Raw genomic sequence first — 21,061 nt, forward strand, 5'->3', positions numbered from 1 at the left:
TTAACAAAAAGTGCTCTCACTTGCGATTTAAGAGTTAAGGCGATGAAACGGGGCTTTACTGCCCCGTAATATTACGTTAACAGGCCGGCTACGGCTCGATCGTGAAGGAGAGAAAACATGTTCAGGTCACTGATTCTGGCGGCAGTCTTATTGGCTTTTACACCGCTGGCCGCGAACGCTGGCGAAATCACCCTGCTGCCATCAATAAAGTTACAAATTGGCGATCGCGATAACTACGGTAACTACTGGGATGGCGGCCGCTGGCGCGACCGGGATTACTGGCACCATAACTATGAGTGGCGCAAAAATCGCTGGTGGCGTCATGACAACGGCTACCATCGTGGCTGGGACAAACGCAAAGCTTATGAGCGTGGTTATCGTGAAGGCTGGAACGATCGTGACGACCACCGCGGTCGCGGGCGTGGCCACAAACATCATCATTAATGTAACAAAAGGGCCAACAGGCCCTTTTGTTTTTACAAACCGAGTGCGGTTCCTACCAACAGCCAGATATTGAGCGCCACCACCAGCACAACAATCACCCAGCCTACCTGTTTTACCCAACGGGTATTCACCAAATCGCCCATCAGCTTACCGTCACTGGTAAAGATCAGTAGCGGCACCAGCGCCAGTGCAATACCAAAACTGAGCAATACCTGGCTCATCACCAGAATACGCGTCGGATCCAGTCCCATCAAAATCACAATAAATGATGGCATCATGGTGACGGTACGGCGTACCCAAAGCGGAATGTGAAAGCGGATAAACCCTTGCATCACCACCTGCCCGGCCAACGTACCGACCACGGTAGAAGAAAGTCCCGCAGCCACCAGGCTTAAACCGAATACCGTCGCCGCAGCGTGACTCAACAGCGGTTCAAGTGTCAGATACGCTTGATCGAGATCGGCAATACCGGTATGCCCGCTAAAGTGAAATGCAGCGGCAGCCGTCGCCATCATCGCCAGATTGACAAATCCAGCAATCGTCATGGCGATTGCCACATCCCATTTCGTGGCCGCATAGCGCTGTTGACGTGTTCCGCCGTGCAGATGCTGAGTTAAGGAAGAGTGCAGATAAATGACGTGTGGCATGATAGTCGCGCCGAGCACGCCAGCCGCCAGGAACACCGCTTCGGAATTAGGCAGGCTCGGGATAACCATTCCCTTGCTAAGTTGCGCGAAGTTCGGCTGGGAAAAGATCAGTTCAACAATGTAAGCCGCAGCCACAAACAGCAGCAAGCCGCCAATCACTTTTTCCAGCGGTTTTTGCCCACGGCGCTGCAACATCAGAATCAAAAAAGTCGCGATACCGGTGAGCACGGCCCCCTGCAATAACGACACGCCGAGGATCAATTTGAAACCAATCGCGGCGCCAATGAATTCAGCAAGGTCTGTCGCCATGGCGATAATTTCGGCCTGCACCCAGTAGAACCACACCACCGGACGAGGATAGTGATCGCGAATTTGCTCCGCCAGGTTTTTACCCGTGGCAATACCCAGCTTTGCCGACAGCACCTGAATCAGCATCGCCATCAGATTTGCCCAGACCACCACCCACAACAGTTTATAGCCAAAGCTGGCCCCTGCCTGGATGTTGGTGGCGAAGTTGCCCGGATCGATGTAGCCGATCGCCGCGATGAACGCAGGTCCCATTAATGCGAGCTTCAACTTGCGCGCTGCCCGTCCACTGCTACTCTCAACGCGATCGTTAGTCATTTTAGTGCCTCAGAAACATAGCCTTTGCTATGTTTCAAGCTACGCCTATTGAGAATGATTATCAAATTCATTTTAATGGGTGAAGTTGATTTCTCTGATAGCGTTTGTCTATGGATCGATAAGGATTCTGGAAATACCGGTGAGATGTTTAATTATTGTTATGAGATTAGCACAATGACATAACTTTTCACTTCCATACTAAACATAACAGAAGTGTATCACCGATCACTAATTTTGAATCTCGTCACAGGTCCTTATTATAGTGTGTGTTTGATCTCGTTTTCTTTATGGTTGTTACATAGAATGTGCACGAAAACTAAACCTGCCTCATATTTGGAGCAAATATGGACCGCGTTCTTCATTTCGTCCTGGCCCTTGCCGTGGTTGCGGTACTCGCACTGCTGGTAAGCAGTGACCGTAAAAAAATCCGCATTCGTTATGTTATTCAATTGCTTGTTATTGAAGTGTTACTGGCATGGTTCTTCCTGAACTCTGATGTCGGTCTGGGCTTCGTGAGAGGCTTCTCCGAGATGTTTGAAAAACTCCTCGGATTCGCTAATGAAGGGACAAACTTTGTCTTCGGCAGCATGAACGACAAAGGCCTGGCATTCTTCTTCCTGAAAGTGCTGTGCCCAATCGTCTTCATTTCCGCCCTGATCGGTATTTTGCAGCATATCCGCGTTCTGCCGGTTATCATCCGCGCGATTGGTTTCCTGTTATCCAAAGTGAACGGTATGGGCAAGCTGGAATCCTTCAACGCCGTCAGCTCCCTGATCCTGGGTCAGTCCGAGAACTTTATCGCCTATAAAGATATTCTCGGCAAAATGTCTCGCAACCGTATGTACACCATGGCTGCAACGGCGATGTCGACCGTTTCCATGTCTATCGTCGGCGCGTACATGACCATGCTGGAACCGAAGTACGTGGTTGCGGCGCTGGTTCTGAACATGTTCAGCACCTTTATCGTGCTGTCGCTGATCAACCCGTACACCGTTGATGCCAGCGAAGAAAACATTCAGATGTCTAACCTGCACGAAGGCCAGAGCTTCTTCGAAATGCTGGGTGAATACATCCTGGCAGGTTTCAAAGTGGCAATTATCGTTGCGGCGATGCTGATTGGTTTCATCGCGCTGATCGCAGCCCTGAACGCCCTGTTCGCCACCGTGACCGGCTGGTTTGGTTACAGCATCTCCTTCCAGGGCATCCTGGGCTACATCTTCTACCCGGTTGCATGGGTAATGGGTGTGCCGTCCAGCGAAGCGCTGCAGGTGGGCAGTATCATGGCAACCAAACTGGTTTCCAACGAATTCGTTGCGATGATGGATCTGCAGAAAATTGCCGCCACGCTCTCTCCGCGTGCAGAAGGTATCCTGTCCGTGTTCCTGGTCTCCTTCGCTAACTTCTCTTCCATCGGTATTATCGCCGGTGCGATTAAAGGTCTGAACGAAGAGCAAGGTAACGTGGTTTCCCGCTTCGGTCTGAAGCTGGTGTACGGCTCTACGCTGGTGAGCGTACTGTCTGCATCTATCGCCGCACTGGTGCTGTAAGCGTAAGACAACGTCGTATTGATAAGACCGGGGAGATTCTTCTCCCCGGTTTTTTTATGCCTGCTATTCAGCAAACCGAAGAGATACAGGGTAAGAACAGGTAGGATACAGAAACAAAAAACCCCCGCTTTTCAGCGAGGGTTTAAATTTTGGTGGAGCTAAGCGGGATCGAACCGCTGACCTCTTGCATGCCATGCAAGCGCTCTCCCAGCTGAGCTATAGCCCCACGATGCTATTACGTACATACCAAATTCATTGGGATTAAATTTGGTGGAGCTAAGCGGGATCGAACCGCTGACCTCTTGCATGCCATGCAAGCGCTCTCCCAGCTGAGCTATAGCCCCATTACGTAAAGCTTGTCGAGTTGACGGGCGGCATCATATGAATTCCCTTCGCGTGTGTCAACGGCAAAATTAACTCATAGAATTCAATCGCTGAAAAAGCAGTCAAATGAAGAACATTGCGTAACAACTCGCATTCAGTAGTTAAACGCGTCACGGTTTCTACTAAAATGGTGCTATAAAATGAGCCACTAATTAACCCCACGACTATTCAGGGAATCGTTATGTTCAAGGAACGGATGACGCCAGAAGAACTTGCTAATCTGACCGGATACAGCCGACAGACCATCAATAAATGGGTGCGCAAGGAGGGTTGGGCTACATCACCAAAACCAGGCGTACAGGGCGGTAAAGCGCGTCTGGTTCACGTCACCGAACAAGTTCGTGAATACATTCGCAGTGCTGAGCGTTCAGCCGAAGGTTTATCAGATAATTTATCGTTATCCGGCGATACCTCTATCGAAGCTCTACTGATTAGGCTCGCCAAAGAGATGACTCCGTCAGAACAAAAAATGTTTACGTCACTGATCCTGCGTGAAGGCATTACGGGTTTGTTACAACGCTTAGGGATCCGCGACAACAAATAATATGAAAAAATTACGCAGCAAAATGACGACCGAAGAACTGGCGGAATGTCTCGGGGTTGCCAAACAAACCGTCAATCGTTGGATCAGAGAACAAAACTGGACCACCGAAAAGTTTCCCGGCATTAAAGGGGGTCGTGCAAGACTGATCCATATCGACTCCAGCGTCCGTACGTTTCTGCTCAATATTCCGGCTTTTCGCAAAGTCCCTGAAATTTATCAGGCTGAGGAACCGCTGGCAGAATACACCCACGTGGTGCGTAGCCACGCCTGTCGCCAGATAATTAGCGCACTGGACAACATGTCCCCAACGGAACAAGAAAAGCTGGCAATGTATATTTCGCGCGAAGGTATTCGCACTTTCCTTACCCGTCTGGGTATTGATGAGTCTGAATAACAGGCAAAAAAAACGGCAGGATGCGCTCCTGCCGTTGTTTCATAGCTCAACCGGTCTTACTGCTGGCTTTCACGCTCAGCAATAAACGCCAGCGCTTTATTAATACGCTCAATGCTGCGGGATTTACCAATCGCATGCACCGTTACGTCTAACGCCGGAGACTGACCCGCGCCGGTTACGGCTACGCGCAGCGGCATCCCAACTTTACCCATACCCACTTCCAGCTCATCAGCGGTTGCCTGAATCGCGTGGTGCACGTTTTCTGCCGTCCACTCGCTGATAGCAGCCAGCTTATCGCGAACCACTTCCAGCGGCTGACGCGCTACCGGACGCAGGTGTTTCTTAGCTGCATCCGCGTCGAACTCAGCAAAGTCTTCGTAGAAGTAGCGGCAGCTCTGCGCCATCTCTTTCAGCGTTTTGCAGCGCTCACCCAGCAGTTTAACCAGCTCAGACAGCTGCGGGCCGACGCGAGTATCGATATTTTCCTGCTCAATATGCCATTGCAGATGCGTTGCCACATATTCAGGTGCCAGCGAATTAATGTAGTGATGGTTCAGCCACTGCAGTTTTTCGGTGTTGAACGCACTGGCAGACTTGCTCACCGCACCAAGGGAGAACAGTTTGATCATCTCTTCACGGGTGAAGATTTCCTGATCGCCGCTGGACCAGCCCAGACGCACCAGATAGTTCAGCAGCGCTTCCGGCAGGTAACCGTCGTCGCGATACTGCATAACGCTGACCGCACCGTGACGTTTAGAGAGTTTTTTACCGTCGTCGCCGTTGATCATCGACACGTGTGCATAAACCGGCACCGGCGCATTCAGCGCTTTCAGGATGTTAATCTGACGCGGAGTGTTGTTGATATGGTCTTCACCACGAATAACGTGGGTGATTTCCATATCCCAGTCGTCGACCACAACACAGAAGTTGTAGGTCGGGGAACCGTCAGTACGGCGGATGATCAGATCGTCCAGCTCCTGGTTGCTGAATTCGATCGGCCCACGGATCTGGTCGTCAAAAATAACGGATCCATCCTGCGGGTTGGCAAAACGCACCACGCATGGTTCATCAGCAGCATGATGTTCATGCCCGTGGCGGCAGCGACCGTCGTAACGTGGCTTCTCACCGTTTGCCATCTGCTCTTCGCGCAGTGCGTCCAGACGCTCTTTGGAGCAGTAGCATTTATACGCGGTACCGGCTTCCAGCATCTCATCAATCACGGCATTGTAGCGATCAAAACGTTTGGTCTGGAAGTACGGGCCTTCATCCCATTCCAGATTCAGCCAGTTCATGCCATCCATAATGGCTTCAATAGCTTCCGGAGTGGAGCGTTCGAGATCGGTGTCTTCAATACGCAGCACAAACTCACCGTCATGGTTACGTGCAAAAAGCCAGGAATATAGAGCAGTACGCGCACCACCGACGTGCAGGTAACCTGTCGGGCTTGGCGCGAAGCGAGTTTTGATTTTCATGAAATGGCCTTACGTTTATAAAGATGCCGACAACCGGCAAATCCTGGAAAGATTATCAGGCTCGTATTCTATCACTGTGGTCTGATTCCTCAATGTTGTTCAGGTTGGAACATCACGCTTTGCCATTTTCGTATACAAATCATGCTGCATGGATTGATTTGCGATCGTTTTGTTTAAATTTACGACGAACGAACAAATTCTTTAGAAAATGCGTTGACTCATTTTCAACTCTCCCTATAATGCGACTCCACACAGCGGGGGTGATTAGCTCAGCTGGGAGAGCACCTCCCTTACAAGGAGGGGGTCGGCGGTTCGATCCCGTCATCACCCACCACTTCGGGTCGTTAGCTCAGTTGGTAGAGCAGTTGACTTTTAATCAATTGGTCGCAGGTTCGAATCCTGCACGACCCACCAATGTAAAAAGGCGCCCTAAAGGCGCCTTTTTGCTATCTGTGATATATAAGATTCGAACCTGCATCGCCTGATGCGCTACGCTTATCAGGCCTACAGACAATACCGCACACGTAGGCTGGATAAGACGTCAGCCGCCATCCGACACAGACAACACAACACGCGTAGGCCGGATAAGACGTCAGTCGCCATCCGGCACAGACAATACCGCACGCGTAGGCCGGATAAGACGTCAGCCGCCATCCGGCACAGACAACACAACACGTGTAGGCCGGATAAGACGTCAGTCGCCATCCGGCACAGACAATACCGCACGCGTAGGCCGGATAAGACGTCAGTCGCCATCCGGCACAGACAACACTACACACGTAGGCCGGATAAGACGTTAGTCGCCATCCGGCACAGACAACACAACACGCGTAGGCCGGATAAGACGTCAGTCGCCATCCGGCACAGACAATACCGCACGCGTAAGCCGGATAAGACGTCAGTCGCCATCCGGCACAGACATCACATCGTCAATGCCGCTACCAGTTTCTCCAGCGCGGGTGTCGCCTGCAGTTGGTCATACACAATATACAAATCCGCCGGAATACGTTCCTCTAACGGTCGAAATACCACACCAGGCCAACTCATCTGCGCATAGCTGTCAGCAATTAACGTAATACCAATCCCCATGCTGATCATCGCCAGCACCGTTTGCGGCTCCCTCACCTCACGAATAATCATCGGGGAAAATCCAGCACTCAGGCAAACTCGCTGCAAAAATGCCCAGTCAGTATGAATGGAAGGCATTGTGACAAAATATTCATTTCTCAACGCCTCCAGCGGTATGGACTCACAGGCAGTAAGAGGATGTTCTTCCGGCATGGCAACCAGAAAAGAGGACTCATGCAAACGCAAACTGGTAAACCCAGGAGAAAGCTCCGTAGCCATCCGCCAAATTCCCGCATCCAGTTCACGCCGTTCCAGCATCGTCATCTGCATCGCGGGCATGTTCTCGCGAAACAGCACCTCAACATTGGGATTATCCTTCATAAAACGCCGCATCACCGGACGCATTTTTCCCCACATCGCTGTACCGATAACGCCAAGCTCAATTCGCCCTGCCTCACCACGACCAATTTGCTCCACTCTCGCCAGCGCCTGATTAGCACTGGATAACAGTCGGCGCGACTCTTCCATCAATATCTTTCCCGCGTGAGTTAACGCTACGCTGCGGGAATGACGGATAAATAGCAAAGTGCCGAGCTGTTGCTCCAGCTCTTTAATATGGGTACTGAGCGGCGGTTGCGACATATTCAGGCGAGCAGCAGCACGTCCAAAATGCAGTTCTTCTGCGACCGCAAGAAAATAACGCAGTAATTTAAGATCGATGCGGTGCGTGCGTTCCATGGATAATGCGCTCCTGAAATAAGGATAATGCGCAAAGTTACCACATTGCCTTGCAGAAAATGAAACGGCGGGTATCAGAACCCGCCGCCAATGGAGTGTTAATGTGCCGGTGATTTCTGTGCCAGTCGTTCAGGCTCATGCTTGTATTTAAAGAACAATGCAAAGATAACCGCCAGAGCCAGCGCATACGCGGCAAACACCAGCCAGATGGTCTGCCAATCCTTGACGCCATCGACAGAAAAATAGTCCACCGCCATACCACTCAGGATTGATCCCACCCAAGCGCCAACGCCGTTTACCATCGTCATAAACAGCCCCTGCGCGCTGGCGCGAATGTTAGAGCTAACCTCCTGCTCGACAAATACCGATCCCGAGATATTGAAGAAATCAAACGCACAGCCGTAGACGATCATCGACATCAGCAGCAGTACAAAACCAAACGGCGACGGATCGCCAAAGGCAAAGAAGCCAAAGCGCAGCGTCCATGCCAGCATGCTCATCAGCATCACCGTTTTAATGCCAAATCGTTTAAGGAAGTACGGGATAGTGAGAATAAAGCCCACCTCCGCCATCTGTGAAACGGAAAGCAATATGGAGGGGTACTTCACCACAAAGCTGTCGGCAAATTCCGGGTTACGGGCAAAATCATGCAGGAACGGATTGCCAAAGACGTTGGTGATTTGCAACACCGCCCCCAGCATCATCGCAAACAAAAAGAAGATTGCCATCTGCGGTTTTTTAAACAGAACAAAGGCGTCCAGACCGAGCTTGCTGGCAAGCGTGGTGTTTGCTTTCTTCTCAGCAACCGGGATTTTCGGCAACGTAAGTGCATACAGAGCCAGCAGCAGCGATGCGCCTGAAGCGATATACAACTGCGCGCTGCTCAGTTCCAGTCCCATCAAACTGACTGTCCACATCGCCACAATAAAACCTATGGTGCCAAACACACGAATTGGCGGGAACGCGGTGACCGGATCCTGACCTGATTGCGCCAGGCACGAGTATGAGACGCTATTCGATAACGCAATCGTCGGCATATACGCCATTGCGTTAACCAGCATCACCCAAAACATGGTCTGCGGATCGGTAACGGTTGTGGCATATAGCAACACGCCCGCACACACCAGATGACAAAGCATATAGGCGCGCTCGGCGCGTAGCCATTTATCGGCAATGATGCCCATAATGCCCGGCATGATAATCGCCGCCAGCCCTTTCGAACTGTAAATCATACCGACGTTCGCGCCGGTAAAATCCAGGGTATTAATCATGTAGGAACCCAGGGTTACCAACCAGCTTCCCCAGATGAAATATTGCAAAAACGACATGAGCTTTAAGCGAGATGCGATACCCATTTTTCCGTTCCTTGCCATAAAGTAAGACCCCGCAAGCGGGGTCATTTTTTAGTTATTCAGGCCAGTTTGCGCAAGAATCCGCAGATCAAATTGATGAAATTCTGCCGGGAGAGTTCCGCCGCAGCCAGCGTCTGCGCGTGAGATAATTTAACATCACCCAGACCTTCCGCCAGGTTGGTGATGGCCGCCACCGCAACCACTTTCAAACCGCAGTGGCGCGCAGAGATAACTTCAGGCACCACCGACATCCCCACCACGTCACCACCGATAATTTGCATCATGCGGATTTCTGCCGCGGTTTCAAAGTTCGGCCCCGGATAAGAGACAAAAACCCCTTCACTCAGCGGGAATCCTTCCTCAGAGGCAACAGTTTGCAGGATCGCACGGTAGTCAGCATCATAGGCATTCGCCAGTGAAAAGAATCGCTCGCCAAAACGCTCATCGTTTGGCCCTACCATCGGCGTACCCGGCATCGTATTGATGTGATCGCTAAGCGCAACGAGGCTACCCGGTCCGACTTCGGGACGCAAAGAGCCTGCAGCATTGGTGCAAAACAGCAGCTCACAGCCCAGCAGCTTCAGCGTACGAATGGCATCCGTCATCACCGTCATACCGCGACCTTCATAGAAATGTCCACGTCCTTTCATACAGGCCACCGGAATTCCCGCCAGATTTCCCAACACCAGTTCACCAGCATGACCGTGTACGGTACTCACCGGGAACCCTGGTAGTTTCTCGTAAGAGATGGCAACCGCATCCTCAATTTGATCCGCCAACGCCCCCAGGCCTGAGCCGAGGATAAAGGCTACGCGCGGCGTAAAATCCGGTTTGTAACCACGAATGATATCAGCGCTATACCAGGGATTTTGCGAGAAAAGAGAGTGGCTCATGAGATGTCCTTAATACTGAGTAATCGAAATAACGTAGCGTACCGCATTGTTATAGCGAGACTACGCAATCGATTACCAATACCGTTTATCCCGATAACCGATAGTAAATCGGTATAGATGGCATGTGCTAAATCGGCCTGAACTCACATTTTTTTTCTGCCAGAAATGGCAAGGAGTACCAACACATCAGGAATTCGTTAGACGAGTGGGCTGACAAAACCCGCCCTGAGAATGACTGACAAACATTTGTTGATTATTAATAAGCGAAAGCAGGTACAACAACGCACTTTCGCTAATCAATAATTAAAACGGGGGAAACAGCTGTTTACTTCTTATAGAGTTCGCTGGTCACTACAGCCTGAGAACCATTGCCTATAGAAGAGAAGTTCTTAATAACAAAGAAATCAGCACCTTCTTTATCTGCCATTTTCGAAATTTTGTGCATACATTGATTCACCGTATTTTCCGTTACGGTGATTGACTTAACATGCTTTAAACTATTGGCTTCTTGTTGCGAGATTTCTGTAGCAGCAAAGGCAGACAGACTGAGAAAACACAAAGAAGCGGCCAATGATGTGACTAATGTCTTTTTCATAACTATCCTTATAACTTACATATTAATATTTGAGCGTCAAGATATACTCTTCACATAACATTGCAAACAAAAACCTTCTATTTATAAAATAGACGAATCGACAAGCATTGAAGAGTAATGAACATCACATGTATTATTCAATAGGTTTATTATAGCGGGTTAAATATTTGCATAATAAACGCAGAAAAATAACACTAAATATCCACGAGGCATTTAGTGTTATTTGCAATTAATTACCGGCCACTTCGTTAAGAAGGGTTGTCAGGATGCTAACTGGAGCAACAATATTATGTGCAACACCATAGTCAAACTCCAGAACAGTACTTGCATCCTGATAATCTATATGGGTATCACCATTGTCATCCTGCCAAATAACCACCCGTAGGGGTAACTCTATTGCCGCATGAGGATTTGCTTGCATGGCAGGAGTACCACCCTTTGGGTTACCAAACAGAAATAACATCGTCGGTCGCAGAGCAAGACCTGCTTCCGTTGCCGCTTGCTGTTGATCAACCTGCACAAAAATACGAATATTTTTAGCATTCAATACGCTGACGAGTCTGTTTACAGTATCATCAAAATTGAACTTACTAGGCAGCGTTTTTGTCCGCTCCGGCTTTCTCATCTGTCGTTCCTTTATTTATAGAATATTCATGAAAATACCCGCCAGCGAATGACGGGTATTGATAAATGCTAGCACAGTTATTTAGGCGTCACTTCGACAGAGCCCCAGCTGATACCATTTGGGTTGTTGTCTACCGGGAGCGTGTTCACTACCTTACGCTCATTAATGTCAATCATCGAAACAGAGTTTGCAAATGAGTTAGTTACGTAAGCATACTTGCCATTTTTATCGACAACCACGCCATGGGCCCCATCGCCAGTGGTGATGGTTTTCGCTACCGTAAGGCTTGCGATATCAATCATGTTTATTGTGTTACCCGGCTTGCTCTTCGAGCCCTGATTGGTTACCAGCATGCTTTTACCATCCGGAGTGCCAAACAGCTGGATTGGTACGGTACCGACATTAATTTTCTTCACAACTTTACGCGTTGCTGTATCAATCACCGCTACAGCGTCTTCACCAGACAGGGAAACAAACACCCGTTTTCCGTCCGGTGAGAAACCTACCTGGGCTGGCATTTTACCTAATGGGATCTGCGCGACTTCTTTATTACTGGCTGTATCGACAACGGATACCGAGCCCCCTTTCATATTCGCGATATAAACTTCTTTACCGTCAGGACTCACTCTGAGGCCATGAGGGAATTTACCTACATTAATTGTCGTTAAATTTTTCAAATGTTCTGCATCAATCACGCTGATGGTGTTATCTGCACTATTTGAGATATACGCCATTTTCCCATCAGGGGTGACGACAACATGCGCAGGGTGTGCGCCAACCGGAAGTTTTGCAATAACCGTATCATTTTCGGCATTAATAACCCAAACTTCGCCATGTTCCTTTTTGCCTGCATGAGAATCTTTGCCCATATCCATTTTCTCAGAATGGGCATCTTTACTCATATCCATATGTTCAGAGCCTGATGAATGTGTCCCGTTAGCACCAAGGTTGGTTACCCAAACTGTTTTATTGTCTGGTGACACCTGAACGTTATGCGGCATTTTACCAACATGTACTTTATCTACAGTCTTTAAAGACGCAGCATCAAGTACATTAACTGAATCTGCACCTTCATTTGCCACATACACTCTGTCTGCTGCAAACGTATAACCAGACCATGCCAGCATACTAATTTGCATTGCAATTAAAATTTTATTTTTTCTTATCATCGCCGCCAATACCCCATTAGTTAAATATATTTACCGGATTAGTTTCAGCAACCAGCTATTGTAGGATTATTTAACATGTCACTAATATTACTCCATCGGGATCGTGTTAATTCTACCTATAACGAGTTACTGTATAAATTGCTTAGTCATTTCATTAATCAATCGCTATACATCATTGTATTAGATACTGCTATCCGTACTTGCGTATAAAGAGTATCAACCTTCCAGCAAGTGGAAGGTCAAGAAAAAAAATAATAATTTAAAATAGCCTTACAAATCCGCAAGCTAAGCAATTGCCTAAGAATATCGCAGGAGAATTTATAAATATAAAGAGGTAGTCCGGTGCCGGGTAAAAATATAAAAGTTAACGATCAGTTCATCGATACTGAAAGCCAAACTTAACGACATGACAAACACCAGCCATATCGTTAAAGCTGGTACAAAGGATCCAGTGCCCGACCGGCGGTTAATTCACTGGCCTGCATCCGTACTACGTCCCACAGCGCCTGGGCCGCAGTCGATAAAGAACGATTTTTACGTCGTGCCAGCATCAATTGTCGTTCCACAACCGGCGTCAGGCGTTTAACCTGCAAATGGCTGCCCTGTGGCAGAGGAAGCGCCAGCGCAGGCAGCACGCTGATACCAATCCCCGCCTCAACCATCGGGAAAAGCGTGGCAGGGTGACCTATCTCCTGAACGATATTGGCCTCAATGGAAAAGTGAGCCAGCGCCGCATCGATCAACGGTCGACTGCCGGAAGCGTAATCCTGTAATACCAGGCGCTCGTGATATAAATCCTGCCAATTTACCCATTCGCGTTGGGCTAGCGGATGATCCCCTCGACACAACAGCAGGAACGGTTCGGATAACACCGCTTCACACTGTAGATCGGTCACAGCACCTGGATCTATCACAATGCCAAAATCTACCTCGCCCTGACGAATACTCTCCAGCACCCACTGTTGCGGCCTGTCGTGCAGCACAAAATCGATTGCTGGATAAAGCTGATTACTCTGGGCAATACACTGTGGAATAAGATGAGCAGATATTGTCTGGCTGGCGGCAACGCGCACCGTTCCGGTTAACTGCGTTCCCACCTGGCCTGCTTCACGCAGCGTGCTGTGCAGTTCATCCAGAATACGTTCCAGCCGCGCCGCCAACTGGTGCCCTGCTTCTGTCAGCACCACTTCCCGCGTTGTTCTATCTAACAACCGCACACCCGTCTGCCCTTCCAGCTCTTTAACGCTGTGGCTGACCGCAGACTGGCTTAAGCCAATGATATCCCCCGCCCGGCTAAAGCTTTTGGCCTGAGCGACGGTAACAAAGATACGGAGCTGACGCAGAGAGTAATTCATCTATTCGATTCATATATGGATGCAATAAATCAATTTTATTTCTCAAACAGAAAAACGCAAAATGTTCCTACCGAATTTCAGGAGCTTTTATGAAACTTTTTCGTATCCTTGATCCGTTCACGATAACGTTGATTACGGTCGTTTTACTGGCGTCCTTTTTCCCGGCCGAAGGTGGCTTTGTACCTTTCTTTGAAGGCTTAACCACCGCTGCCATTGCCCTACTGTTTTTTATGCACGGGGCGAAGCTTTCGCGTGAAGCCATTATTGCCGGCGGTAGTCACTGGCGTTTACATCTGTGGGTGATGTGCAGCACGTTTGTTGTTTTCCCGGTGCTGGGCGTTCTGTTCGCCTGGTGGGCACCGGTAAATGTTGACCCGATGCTGTACACCGGTTTCCTGTACCTGTGTATTTTGCCGGCCACGGTGCAGTCGGCAATCGCTTTTACGTCGCTGGCGGGGGGTAACGTTGCTGCCGCCGTGTGTTCCGCTTCGGCCTCCAGCCTGCTGGGTATTTTTCTCTCGCCGTTACTGGTTGGCCTGGTAATGAATATGCATGGCGCAGAAGGCAGTCTGGAGCAGGTGGGGAAAATCATGCTGCAGCTGCTGCTGCCGTTCGTACTGGGACATCTTTCACGTCCGTGGATTGGTAACTGGGTGTCCCGACATAAAAAATGGATCGCCAAAACGGACCAATCCTCCATCTTGCTGGTGGTGTACTCCGCCTTCAGTGAAGCCGTGGTTAACGGGATCTGGCACAAAGTGGGGATTGGTTCGCTGCTGTTTATCGTGGTGGTCAGCATCGTATTGCTGGCAATCGTGATTGGCATCAACGTCTTTGTTGCGCGGAAATGCGGCTTCAACAAAGCCGATGAGATCACCATTGTCTTTTGCGGATCGAAAAAGAGCCTGGCGAATGGGATCCCAATGGCAAATATTCTGTTCCCGACGTCAGTGATAGGAATGATGGTGCTGCCGTTGATGATCTTCCATCAAATTCAGCTGATGGTGTGTGCCGTGCTGGCACGTCGCTACAAGCAACAAACAGACGCATTGCAGGCGCAGCAGAAAAGCCGCGCCGCAAAGGCTTAGAGCGGGCGTTTCAGGGGCTGCACCAGTTGCGTCAGCCCTTCAGTTTTAATCAGCAGCGTGATTTGCATCAGCCCGCCCAGTTTACCCGGCGGGAATTCATCTTTACGGGCAAACCACAGCAGATACTCTTCCGGTACATCAATCAGCCGACGCCCTTTATATTTGCCAAAGGGCATCACGGTATTGGCGATTTCAACCAGCTGCTCTTTTTCCATCTCAGGCACCCAGTAAGCGGATCATTTCAGCTTCATCAATCACGGTAATACCCAGTTCCTGCGCTTTTGCCAGTTTCGAACCCGCCGCTTCGCCGGCAATAACCAGATCGGTTTTCTTCGACACGCTACCGGCTACTTTCGCGCCCAGTTCGGTCAACCGTGCTTTGGCGTCATCACGCGACATCAGGCTCAAGCTTCCGGTCAGCACCACCGTTTTGCCCGCGAAGGGGCTGTCGATTTCGTCAGCGTTGATGACCACCGGCGCAGGCCAGTGAATGCCCTGCGCCAGTAACTGGCCTATCACCTCGCGGTTGCTCTCTTCGGCAAAGAAATTAAACACGTGCGTCGCCACCACAATGCCGACATCCGGCACTTTTTGCAGCTCGTCAATAGAGGCCGCTTCCAGCGCTTCAAGCGTGCCGAAATACGCCGCCAGACCAGCGGCTGTGGCCTCGCCGACTTCACGAATGCCCAGCGCGTAGAGGAAACGGGCAAACGTCGTTTCTTTCGCTTTTTCCAGCGCATTCACCACGTTTTGAGCCGATTTCGGCCCCATACGATCAAGACCGGTCAGCTTACCTGCGGTCAGTGTGAAGAGATCCGCTGGTGTGTGGACATACTCCTTCTCGACCAGTTGATCGATAATTTTGTCGCCCATGCCGTCAACGTCCAGCGCGCGGCGGGAAACGAAGTGTTTCAGCGATTCCTTACGCTGCGCTCCGCAGATTAAACCACCGGTACAGCGAGTAACCGCTTCGCCTTCCACACGCTCAACGTCTGAGTTGCATACCGGACAGTGGGTGGGAAACTCAATTTCACGCGTATCGTCCGGGCGCTCGGAAAGCACGACGTTTACTACCTGCGGGATGACATCGCCCGCACGGCGAATGACGACTTTATCGCCAATACGCAAACCAAGACGCTCAATTTCATCCGCATTGTGCAAGGTGGCGTTACTGACCAACACCCCGGCAACCTGAACTGGCTCAAGGCGAGCGACAGGCGTAATCGCCCCGGTACGTCCGACCTGAAACTCAACATCGCGAACAAAGGTCATCTGCTCTTGCGCCGGGAACTTAAAGGCCACCGCCCAGCGCGGCGCGCGGGCAACAAAACCCAGTTGCTCTTGCAATACCATGGAGTTGACTTTGATCACCACACCGTCGATATCGAATCCCAGCGTCGGTCGGTCTTCTTCAACCTTGTGATAGTAAGCAAGTACTTCCTCCGGAGAGTCGCAAAGCTTAACTCTGTCGCTCACCGGCAATCCCCACTCTTTAAATTGCAGCAGACGGCCCTGGTGGGTATCAGGCAACACACCACCTTCCAGCACACCAACGCCATAGCAGAAGAAAGTAAGCGGTCGCTTCGCTGTAATACGTGGATCGAGCTGACGCAATGACCCGGCCGCTGCGTTACGTGGGTTAGCAAACACTTTGTTGCCAGTACGGCGGGCCTCTTCGTTAATTTTTTCAAATCCGGCCTGCGGCAGGAACACTTCACCGCGCACTTCCAGACGCGTCGGAATGTTATCGCCTCGCAGTTTTAATGGGATCGCACGGATGGTGCGCACGTTCGAGGTAATATCCTCACCCGTAGTACCATCACCACGCGTTGCGGCACTGACCAGCACACCGTTTTCATACAGGATACTGACCGCCAGCCCGTCCAGCTTCAGTTCGCAGCACCAGGTTAGTTTGTCCGTACTCTTCAGTCTGTCCTGCACGCGCTTGTTGAAGGCGAGAAAACTCTCTTCATCAAACACGTTATCCAGCGACAGCATTGGCACTTCATGGCGAATCTGGCTGAACGCTGCTAACGGGGCGGCGCCAACACGTTGGGTTGGCGAGTCGGGGGTGATAAGTTCCGGATGCTGCGCTTCCAGCTCGCGCAGTTCACGCATCAGGCGATCATATTCCGCATCGGGAATTTCCGGCGCATCCATCACATGGTAGAGATACTCATGATGGCGAAGCGTGGTTCGCAGTTCTGTCAGTTGTTGTTCGATTGATTCCATATCGCACCATCAATGATAAAAAACCCCCGACAGGCGGGGGTTTAGCAAGGAGATGTCACGCCAGAGGAAAATCAGGCGCGAGATTCTTTAACTTCGCGGATGCGGTCCTGATACTCGCGCAGTTTCTGCGGCGTCATCATGCGACGTTGATCGTCGAGCACCACACCACCCACTTCATCGGCAATGTGCTGTGCGGACTGCAGCATCAGCTTAAAGTTTTGCAGCTCGTCACCGTAGGACGGAACCTGCATAAAAATAGTCACGCCAGGGGTGCTGAAATCACCCGTCATTTCGGGGTCAAACGTTCCTGGGTTAACCATATTGGCAAGGCTGAACAGCGAAGGACCGCTGCCATCCGGGCTCAAATGACGATGGAAAATATTCATATCGCCAAATTTAAAACCGGCTTGCTGAATGCTGTTGAGCAGCACTTCACCGTTGAGCTCACTACCGTGATGCGCCGCAACGTTCATAATAATGACCGCTTCTTTACGCTGCGGTTTTTCAGCAACAGGCGCTTCTTCAACTACTGGCTCAGGCTGCGGTTGATGTTCAACGGCAGGCTCTGCGGGCTGGAAAGCCTGCGGTGCAGGTTGCGGTGCTTGCTGCACGGGCTGCTGAACCTGCGGAGCAACGGGCTGATGCTGCATCGGCTGCTGCACAGGTTGTTGCTGAACAGGCTGATGTTGCACCGGCTGCTGCGGTTGCACGGGCTGCTGCTGCTGAGCATGCGGCGGCGGTACCGGCGCTTGTGCAGGCTGCGGCGCGGATTGACGCGGCTGAGCAGACGCATAAGGCGGCTGGTACTGGTGTTGCGGCGACTGAGGAGGAACACCATGTTCCTGCGCGTTACCGGGAGCATGATTCACACGATGAACGCGAACTTCGCCCACGCCTTCGTCTTCCTCGACGTTGTCGTCGAACGAATCCTCGTCTTCACGTTTAGACTTCATGCGTTTCAGTGGGCGATCGCGGAATATAGAAGACCGCTCTTTACGGCTAGTCCAAAAACCATGTACCAGTAAAGCGATTATGGCGATCGCGCCAACAATGATTAATATCAGACGCAAATCCTGCATCATTATATTCTCTGTTGTTCTAACACCTTGCCACCACGGCAAACATTTACTCACTAAGAGTATTTGTCGATTACGCCAAGTGCAAGTGCACTCTTGGCTTTCACGGCATAAAGATGAACAAAATTGTGCTTTTTGCTGTTTTTTCGAACATTTCTGAACAGCTTAACGCTCAACAACCCGGTAAGATACGCAAAGTTTACCAGAGCTTATATAACAAGGAGTATGTCCTGACCATGGTTTCATCATCTGCAGTCGTACCTCGCAGCGGCCTTTATTACTTTTCACAGGGATGGAAGCTCATCACCCAACCGGGCATTCGTCGCTTTGTCATCCTGCCTTTGCTGGTGAATATCCTGCTGATGGGCGGCGCATTCTGGTGGCTATTCACACAACTCGATAGCTGGATCCCCGCGCTGATGAGTCACGTCCCTGACTGGCTTCAGTGGCTCAGCTACTTGCTGTGGCCGATTGTCACTATCTCCGTACTACTGGTGTTCGGCTACCTGTTTTCCACCATAGCCAACTGGATTGCAGCGCCGTTTAACGGTCTGCTGGCTGAACAACTGGAAGCGCGCTTAACAGGCGCAACACCGCCTGACACCGGCGTTCTCGGCATCATGAAAGATGTTCCCCGTATTATGAAACGTGAATGGCAAAAGCTGGCGTGGTATCTCCCGCGCGCCGTCGTGTTGCTGATCCTCTATTTCATTCCGGGTATTGGGCAGACCGTCGCCCCGGTGCTGTGGTTCCTGTTCAGCGCGTGGATGCTGGCCATTCAGTACTGCGATTATCCGTTTGATAACCATAAGGTGCCTTTTAAGGAGATGCGCGTCGCGCTGCGCACACGCAAGGTCACCAATATGCAATTTGGCGCATTGACCAGCCTGTTCACCATGATTCCGGTGCTCAATCTGTTCATCATGCCGGTCGCGGTTTGTGGTGCCACAGCGATGTGGGTAGACTGCTATCGTGCTAAGCACGCGTTATGGAAGTAATGAAAAAATGTGTAAAAGCGGGCTGGCTTATGCCCGCTCTTATTCCATACGGCAACGCATTATTTCCTGGTGGCATATAGATATACGAATTCCTTACTTCCCCATACTTTCTCAACAGGTATGCTGAAGCGGTATCCCAATTTCATACAGTTAAGGACAGGCCATGAGTAAGATTTTTGAAGACAACTCGCTGACTATCGGTCATACGCCGCTGGTTCGACTGAACCGTATCGGTAACGGACGCATTCTGGCGAAGGTGGAATCACGCAACCCAAGCTTTAGCGTCAAATGCCGTATCGGTGCCAACATGATTTGGGATGCCGAAAAACGTGGTGTACTGAAACCGGGTGTAGAGCTGGTCGAACCAACCAGCGGCAACACAGGGATTGCGCTGGCCTACGTTGCCGCAGCTCGCGGCTACAAACTGACTTTGACCATGCCTGAAACCATGAGCATTGAGCGCCGCAAGCTCTTAAAAGCGCTGGGTGCGAACCTGGTGCTGACCGAAGGCACAAAAGGTATGAAGGGCGCGATTCAGAAAGCGGAAGAAATTGTGGCCAGCGATCCGGAAAAATTCCTGCTGCTGCAGCAGTTCAGCAACCCGGCAAACCCGGAAATCCACGAAAAAACCACCGGTCCGGAAATCTGGGAAGATACCGATGGCCAGGTTGATGTCTTTATTTCCGGCGTCGGTACTGGCGGTACGTTGACTGGTGTGACCCGTTACATTAAAGGCACTAAAGGCAAAACCGATCTGATCACCGTCGCGGTTGAACCTACCGACTCCCCGGTTATCGCCCAGGCGCTGGCAGGTGAAGAACTCAAACCAGGCCCGCATAAAATTCAGGGCATTGGAGCAGGCTTCATTCCGGGTAACCTTGATCTGAAGCTTATCGATAAAGTCGTTGCCATCACTAATGATGAAGCTATTTCTACTGCGCGTCGTCTGATGGAAGAAGAAGGTATTCTGGCTGGGATCTCTTCCGGTGCTGCGGTTGCTGCCGCGCTTAAGCTCCAGGAAGATGAAACCTTTACCAATAAGAATATAGTGGTTATTCTACCGTCATCGGGTGAGCGTTATCTGAGCACTGCACTGTTTGCCGATCTCTTTACAGAGAAAGAACTGCAACAGTAGTGCCAGCATGTTAAAAACGCGTAAAAAAGCACCCTTTTGGGTGCTTTTTTGTGGCCTGCTTCAAAGTTTCAACTCGCCTGGCATTGATTCAGCCCGCCGGAACTGGTATTTAACCAAACTAATTATTTTGATGCGCGAAATTAATCGTTACAGGAAAAGCGCTAGCTGAATCGATTTTATGATTTGGTTCAACTCTTCCTTTCGCGGCATAATGTTTAATGACGAACGAAACGTCAGCGGCAAGAAGTTGCCAGCAACGGATTGCACCGAACTCCTTTTGTGTCGCGTCCAGTTTACGCCGATGCTAACAATACAGGCTAAAGTTGAGCCGCCAGGCTAGACTTTAGTTCCACAACACTAAACCTATAAGTTGGGGAAATATAATGTTCCAGCAAGAAGTTACCATTACCGCTCCGAACGGTCTGCATACTCGCCCTGCTGCTCAGTTTGTTAAAGAAGCAAAAGGCTTTACTTCTGAAATTACTGTGACTTCCAACGGCAAAAGCGCTAGCGCCAAAAGCCTGTTTAAACTGCAGACTCTGGGCCTGACTCAGGGTACCGTTGTCACCCTGTCCGCAGAAGGTGAAGACGAGCAGAAAGCAGTTGAGCATCTGGTTAAACTGATGGCTGAACTCGAGTAAGTTCAACGAGTTCTTTTAAATATCAGTCACAAGTAAGGTA

At 50.4% G+C, this 21,061-nt stretch carries 21 protein-coding genes and 4 tRNA genes; 10 read left to right on the top strand and 15 right to left on the bottom strand.

The window, feature by feature from the left end:
- The first annotated feature begins 117 nt into the window (after positions 1 to 117).
- Positions 118 to 444 carry a DUF2502 domain-containing protein YpeC gene (ypeC, locus tag OGY04_RS20970; protein ID WP_003834889.1) on the top strand — a complete coding sequence of 109 codons (327 nt, stop codon included), beginning with the start codon at positions 118 to 120 and terminating at the stop codon, positions 442 to 444.
- A gap of 32 nt (positions 445 to 476) precedes the next feature.
- Here ypeC and OGY04_RS20975 read toward each other — a convergent pair whose 3' ends face one another.
- Positions 477 to 1,715, bottom strand: a complete 1,239-nt coding sequence (locus OGY04_RS20975) for an Nramp family divalent metal transporter (protein ID WP_008785392.1) — start codon at positions 1,713 to 1,715, stop codon at positions 477 to 479.
- The gene (locus tag OGY04_RS23260; RefSeq protein ID WP_418219455.1) at positions 1,712 to 1,786 is read right to left on the bottom strand and encodes a hypothetical protein; all 75 of its coding nucleotides are present in this window, start codon (positions 1,784 to 1,786) and stop codon (positions 1,712 to 1,714) included. Before OGY04_RS23260 ends, OGY04_RS20975 begins: the two co-directional genes overlap by 4 nt.
- A 273-nt stretch (positions 1,787 to 2,059) precedes the next feature.
- Here OGY04_RS23260 and nupC point away from each other — a divergent pair, with 273 nt between their 5' ends.
- Positions 2,060 to 3,262, top strand: a complete 1,203-nt coding sequence (gene nupC / locus OGY04_RS20980; RefSeq protein WP_003834893.1) for a nucleoside permease NupC — start codon at positions 2,060 to 2,062, stop codon at positions 3,260 to 3,262.
- 150 nt (positions 3,263 to 3,412) lie between these two features.
- On the opposite strand, the gene OGY04_RS20985 is transcribed toward nupC, so the two are convergent.
- Both OGY04_RS20985 and OGY04_RS20990 read right to left on the bottom strand, forming a co-directional pair.
- Positions 3,413 to 3,488, bottom strand: a tRNA-Ala gene (locus OGY04_RS20985).
- Positions 3,489 to 3,530: 42 nt separating this feature from the next.
- Positions 3,531 to 3,606: transfer RNA gene (locus tag OGY04_RS20990), tRNA-Ala, on the bottom strand.
- A 221-nt stretch (positions 3,607 to 3,827) separates the two neighbouring features.
- Here OGY04_RS20990 and OGY04_RS20995 point away from each other — a divergent pair.
- Both OGY04_RS20995 and OGY04_RS21000 read left to right on the top strand, forming a co-directional pair.
- Positions 3,828 to 4,190 (top strand): YfeC-like transcriptional regulator, encoded by a 363-nt coding sequence (locus OGY04_RS20995; protein ID WP_003028277.1) that lies wholly within the window; start codon positions 3,828 to 3,830, stop codon positions 4,188 to 4,190.
- Position 4,191: 1 nt separating this feature from the next.
- A complete protein-coding gene (locus OGY04_RS21000) occupies positions 4,192 to 4,584 on the top strand; it encodes a MerR family transcriptional regulator (RefSeq protein ID WP_234102734.1) in 393 nt (130 codons plus the stop codon).
- Positions 4,585 to 4,640: 56 nt separating this feature from the next.
- Here the strand turns inward: OGY04_RS21000 and gltX are convergent, their stop codons facing one another.
- A complete protein-coding gene (gene gltX, locus OGY04_RS21005) occupies positions 4,641 to 6,056 on the bottom strand; it encodes a glutamate--tRNA ligase (protein ID WP_008785393.1) in 1,416 nt (471 codons plus the stop codon).
- Between the two features lie 258 nt (positions 6,057 to 6,314).
- On the opposite strand from gltX, the gene OGY04_RS21010 reads away from it, so the two are divergent.
- Positions 6,315 to 6,390: transfer RNA gene (locus OGY04_RS21010), tRNA-Val, on the top strand.
- A gap of 4 nt (positions 6,391 to 6,394) precedes the next feature.
- Positions 6,395 to 6,470, top strand: a tRNA-Lys gene (locus tag OGY04_RS21015).
- 507 nt (positions 6,471 to 6,977) lie between these two features.
- Here the strand turns inward: OGY04_RS21015 and OGY04_RS21020 are convergent.
- From OGY04_RS21020 to OGY04_RS21050, 7 genes are all read right to left on the bottom strand, one after another.
- Positions 6,978 to 7,862: a LysR family transcriptional regulator gene (locus OGY04_RS21020; RefSeq protein WP_032944129.1), complete on the bottom strand. Its 885-nt coding sequence runs from the start codon at positions 7,860 to 7,862 to the stop codon at positions 6,978 to 6,980.
- A 98-nt stretch (positions 7,863 to 7,960) separates the two neighbouring features.
- Complete coding sequence (locus OGY04_RS21025; RefSeq protein WP_003834901.1) at positions 7,961 to 9,217, bottom strand: nucleoside permease; 1,257 nt, start codon at positions 9,215 to 9,217, stop codon at positions 7,961 to 7,963.
- 56 nt (positions 9,218 to 9,273) lie between these two features.
- Positions 9,274 to 10,107 (bottom strand): xanthosine phosphorylase, encoded by an 834-nt coding sequence (xapA, locus tag OGY04_RS21030; protein WP_286585984.1) that lies wholly within the window; start codon positions 10,105 to 10,107, stop codon positions 9,274 to 9,276.
- A 325-nt stretch (positions 10,108 to 10,432) separates the two neighbouring features.
- Positions 10,433 to 10,702 carry a YdgH/BhsA/McbA-like domain containing protein gene (locus OGY04_RS21035; protein WP_008785396.1) on the bottom strand — a complete coding sequence of 90 codons (270 nt, stop codon included), beginning with the start codon at positions 10,700 to 10,702 and terminating at the stop codon, positions 10,433 to 10,435.
- 229 nt (positions 10,703 to 10,931) lie between these two features.
- The gene (locus tag OGY04_RS21040) at positions 10,932 to 11,327 is read right to left on the bottom strand and encodes a DUF302 domain-containing protein (RefSeq protein ID WP_032944134.1); all 396 of its coding nucleotides are present in this window, start codon (positions 11,325 to 11,327) and stop codon (positions 10,932 to 10,934) included.
- Positions 11,328 to 11,404: 77 nt separating this feature from the next.
- Entirely contained in the window at positions 11,405 to 12,496 is a 1,092-nt protein-coding gene (locus tag OGY04_RS21045) for a YVTN family beta-propeller repeat protein (protein ID WP_208743889.1), read from the bottom strand.
- Positions 12,497 to 12,924: 428 nt separating this feature from the next.
- Positions 12,925 to 13,851 carry a LysR family transcriptional regulator gene (locus tag OGY04_RS21050; RefSeq protein ID WP_286585985.1) on the bottom strand — a complete coding sequence of 309 codons (927 nt, stop codon included), beginning with the start codon at positions 13,849 to 13,851 and terminating at the stop codon, positions 12,925 to 12,927.
- Positions 13,852 to 13,940: 89 nt separating this feature from the next.
- Between OGY04_RS21050 and OGY04_RS21055 the strand changes: the two genes are divergently transcribed.
- On the top strand, positions 13,941 to 14,939 hold the full coding sequence (locus OGY04_RS21055) for a bile acid:sodium symporter family protein (RefSeq protein ID WP_003038103.1): 999 nt from the start codon (positions 13,941 to 13,943) through the stop codon (positions 14,937 to 14,939).
- Here the strand turns inward: OGY04_RS21055 and OGY04_RS21060 are convergent.
- From OGY04_RS21060 to zipA, 3 genes are all read right to left on the bottom strand, one after another.
- A complete protein-coding gene (locus OGY04_RS21060; protein ID WP_286585986.1) occupies positions 14,936 to 15,154 on the bottom strand; it encodes a DUF3820 family protein in 219 nt (72 codons plus the stop codon). The two genes, OGY04_RS21055 and OGY04_RS21060, sit on opposite strands and share 4 nt — an antisense overlap.
- A gap of 1 nt (position 15,155) precedes the next feature.
- A complete protein-coding gene (gene ligA, locus OGY04_RS21065; protein ID WP_286585987.1) occupies positions 15,156 to 17,171 on the bottom strand; it encodes an NAD-dependent DNA ligase LigA in 2,016 nt (671 codons plus the stop codon).
- A 71-nt stretch (positions 17,172 to 17,242) separates the two neighbouring features.
- A complete protein-coding gene (gene zipA / locus OGY04_RS21070) occupies positions 17,243 to 18,253 on the bottom strand; it encodes a cell division protein ZipA (protein WP_286585988.1) in 1,011 nt (336 codons plus the stop codon).
- A 230-nt stretch (positions 18,254 to 18,483) separates the two neighbouring features.
- Between zipA and cysZ the strand changes: the two genes are divergently transcribed.
- The 3 genes from cysZ to ptsH all read left to right on the top strand — a co-directional run bounded on the left by cysZ (position 18,484) and on the right by ptsH (position 21,021).
- Positions 18,484 to 19,245, top strand: a complete 762-nt coding sequence (gene cysZ, locus OGY04_RS21075) for a sulfate transporter CysZ (protein ID WP_057066948.1) — start codon at positions 18,484 to 18,486, stop codon at positions 19,243 to 19,245.
- A gap of 163 nt (positions 19,246 to 19,408) precedes the next feature.
- Positions 19,409 to 20,380: a cysteine synthase A gene (gene cysK, locus OGY04_RS21080; RefSeq protein WP_286585989.1), complete on the top strand. Its 972-nt coding sequence runs from the start codon at positions 19,409 to 19,411 to the stop codon at positions 20,378 to 20,380.
- 383 nt (positions 20,381 to 20,763) lie between these two features.
- On the top strand, positions 20,764 to 21,021 hold the full coding sequence (gene ptsH, locus OGY04_RS21085; RefSeq protein WP_002913505.1) for a phosphocarrier protein Hpr: 258 nt from the start codon (positions 20,764 to 20,766) through the stop codon (positions 21,019 to 21,021).
- Positions 21,022 to 21,061 lie beyond the last annotated feature (40 nt).

The organism is Citrobacter sp. Cpo091 (genome assembly GCF_030332645.1).
Classification (GTDB): Bacteria; Pseudomonadota; Gammaproteobacteria; order Enterobacterales; family Enterobacteriaceae; genus Citrobacter; species Citrobacter portucalensis.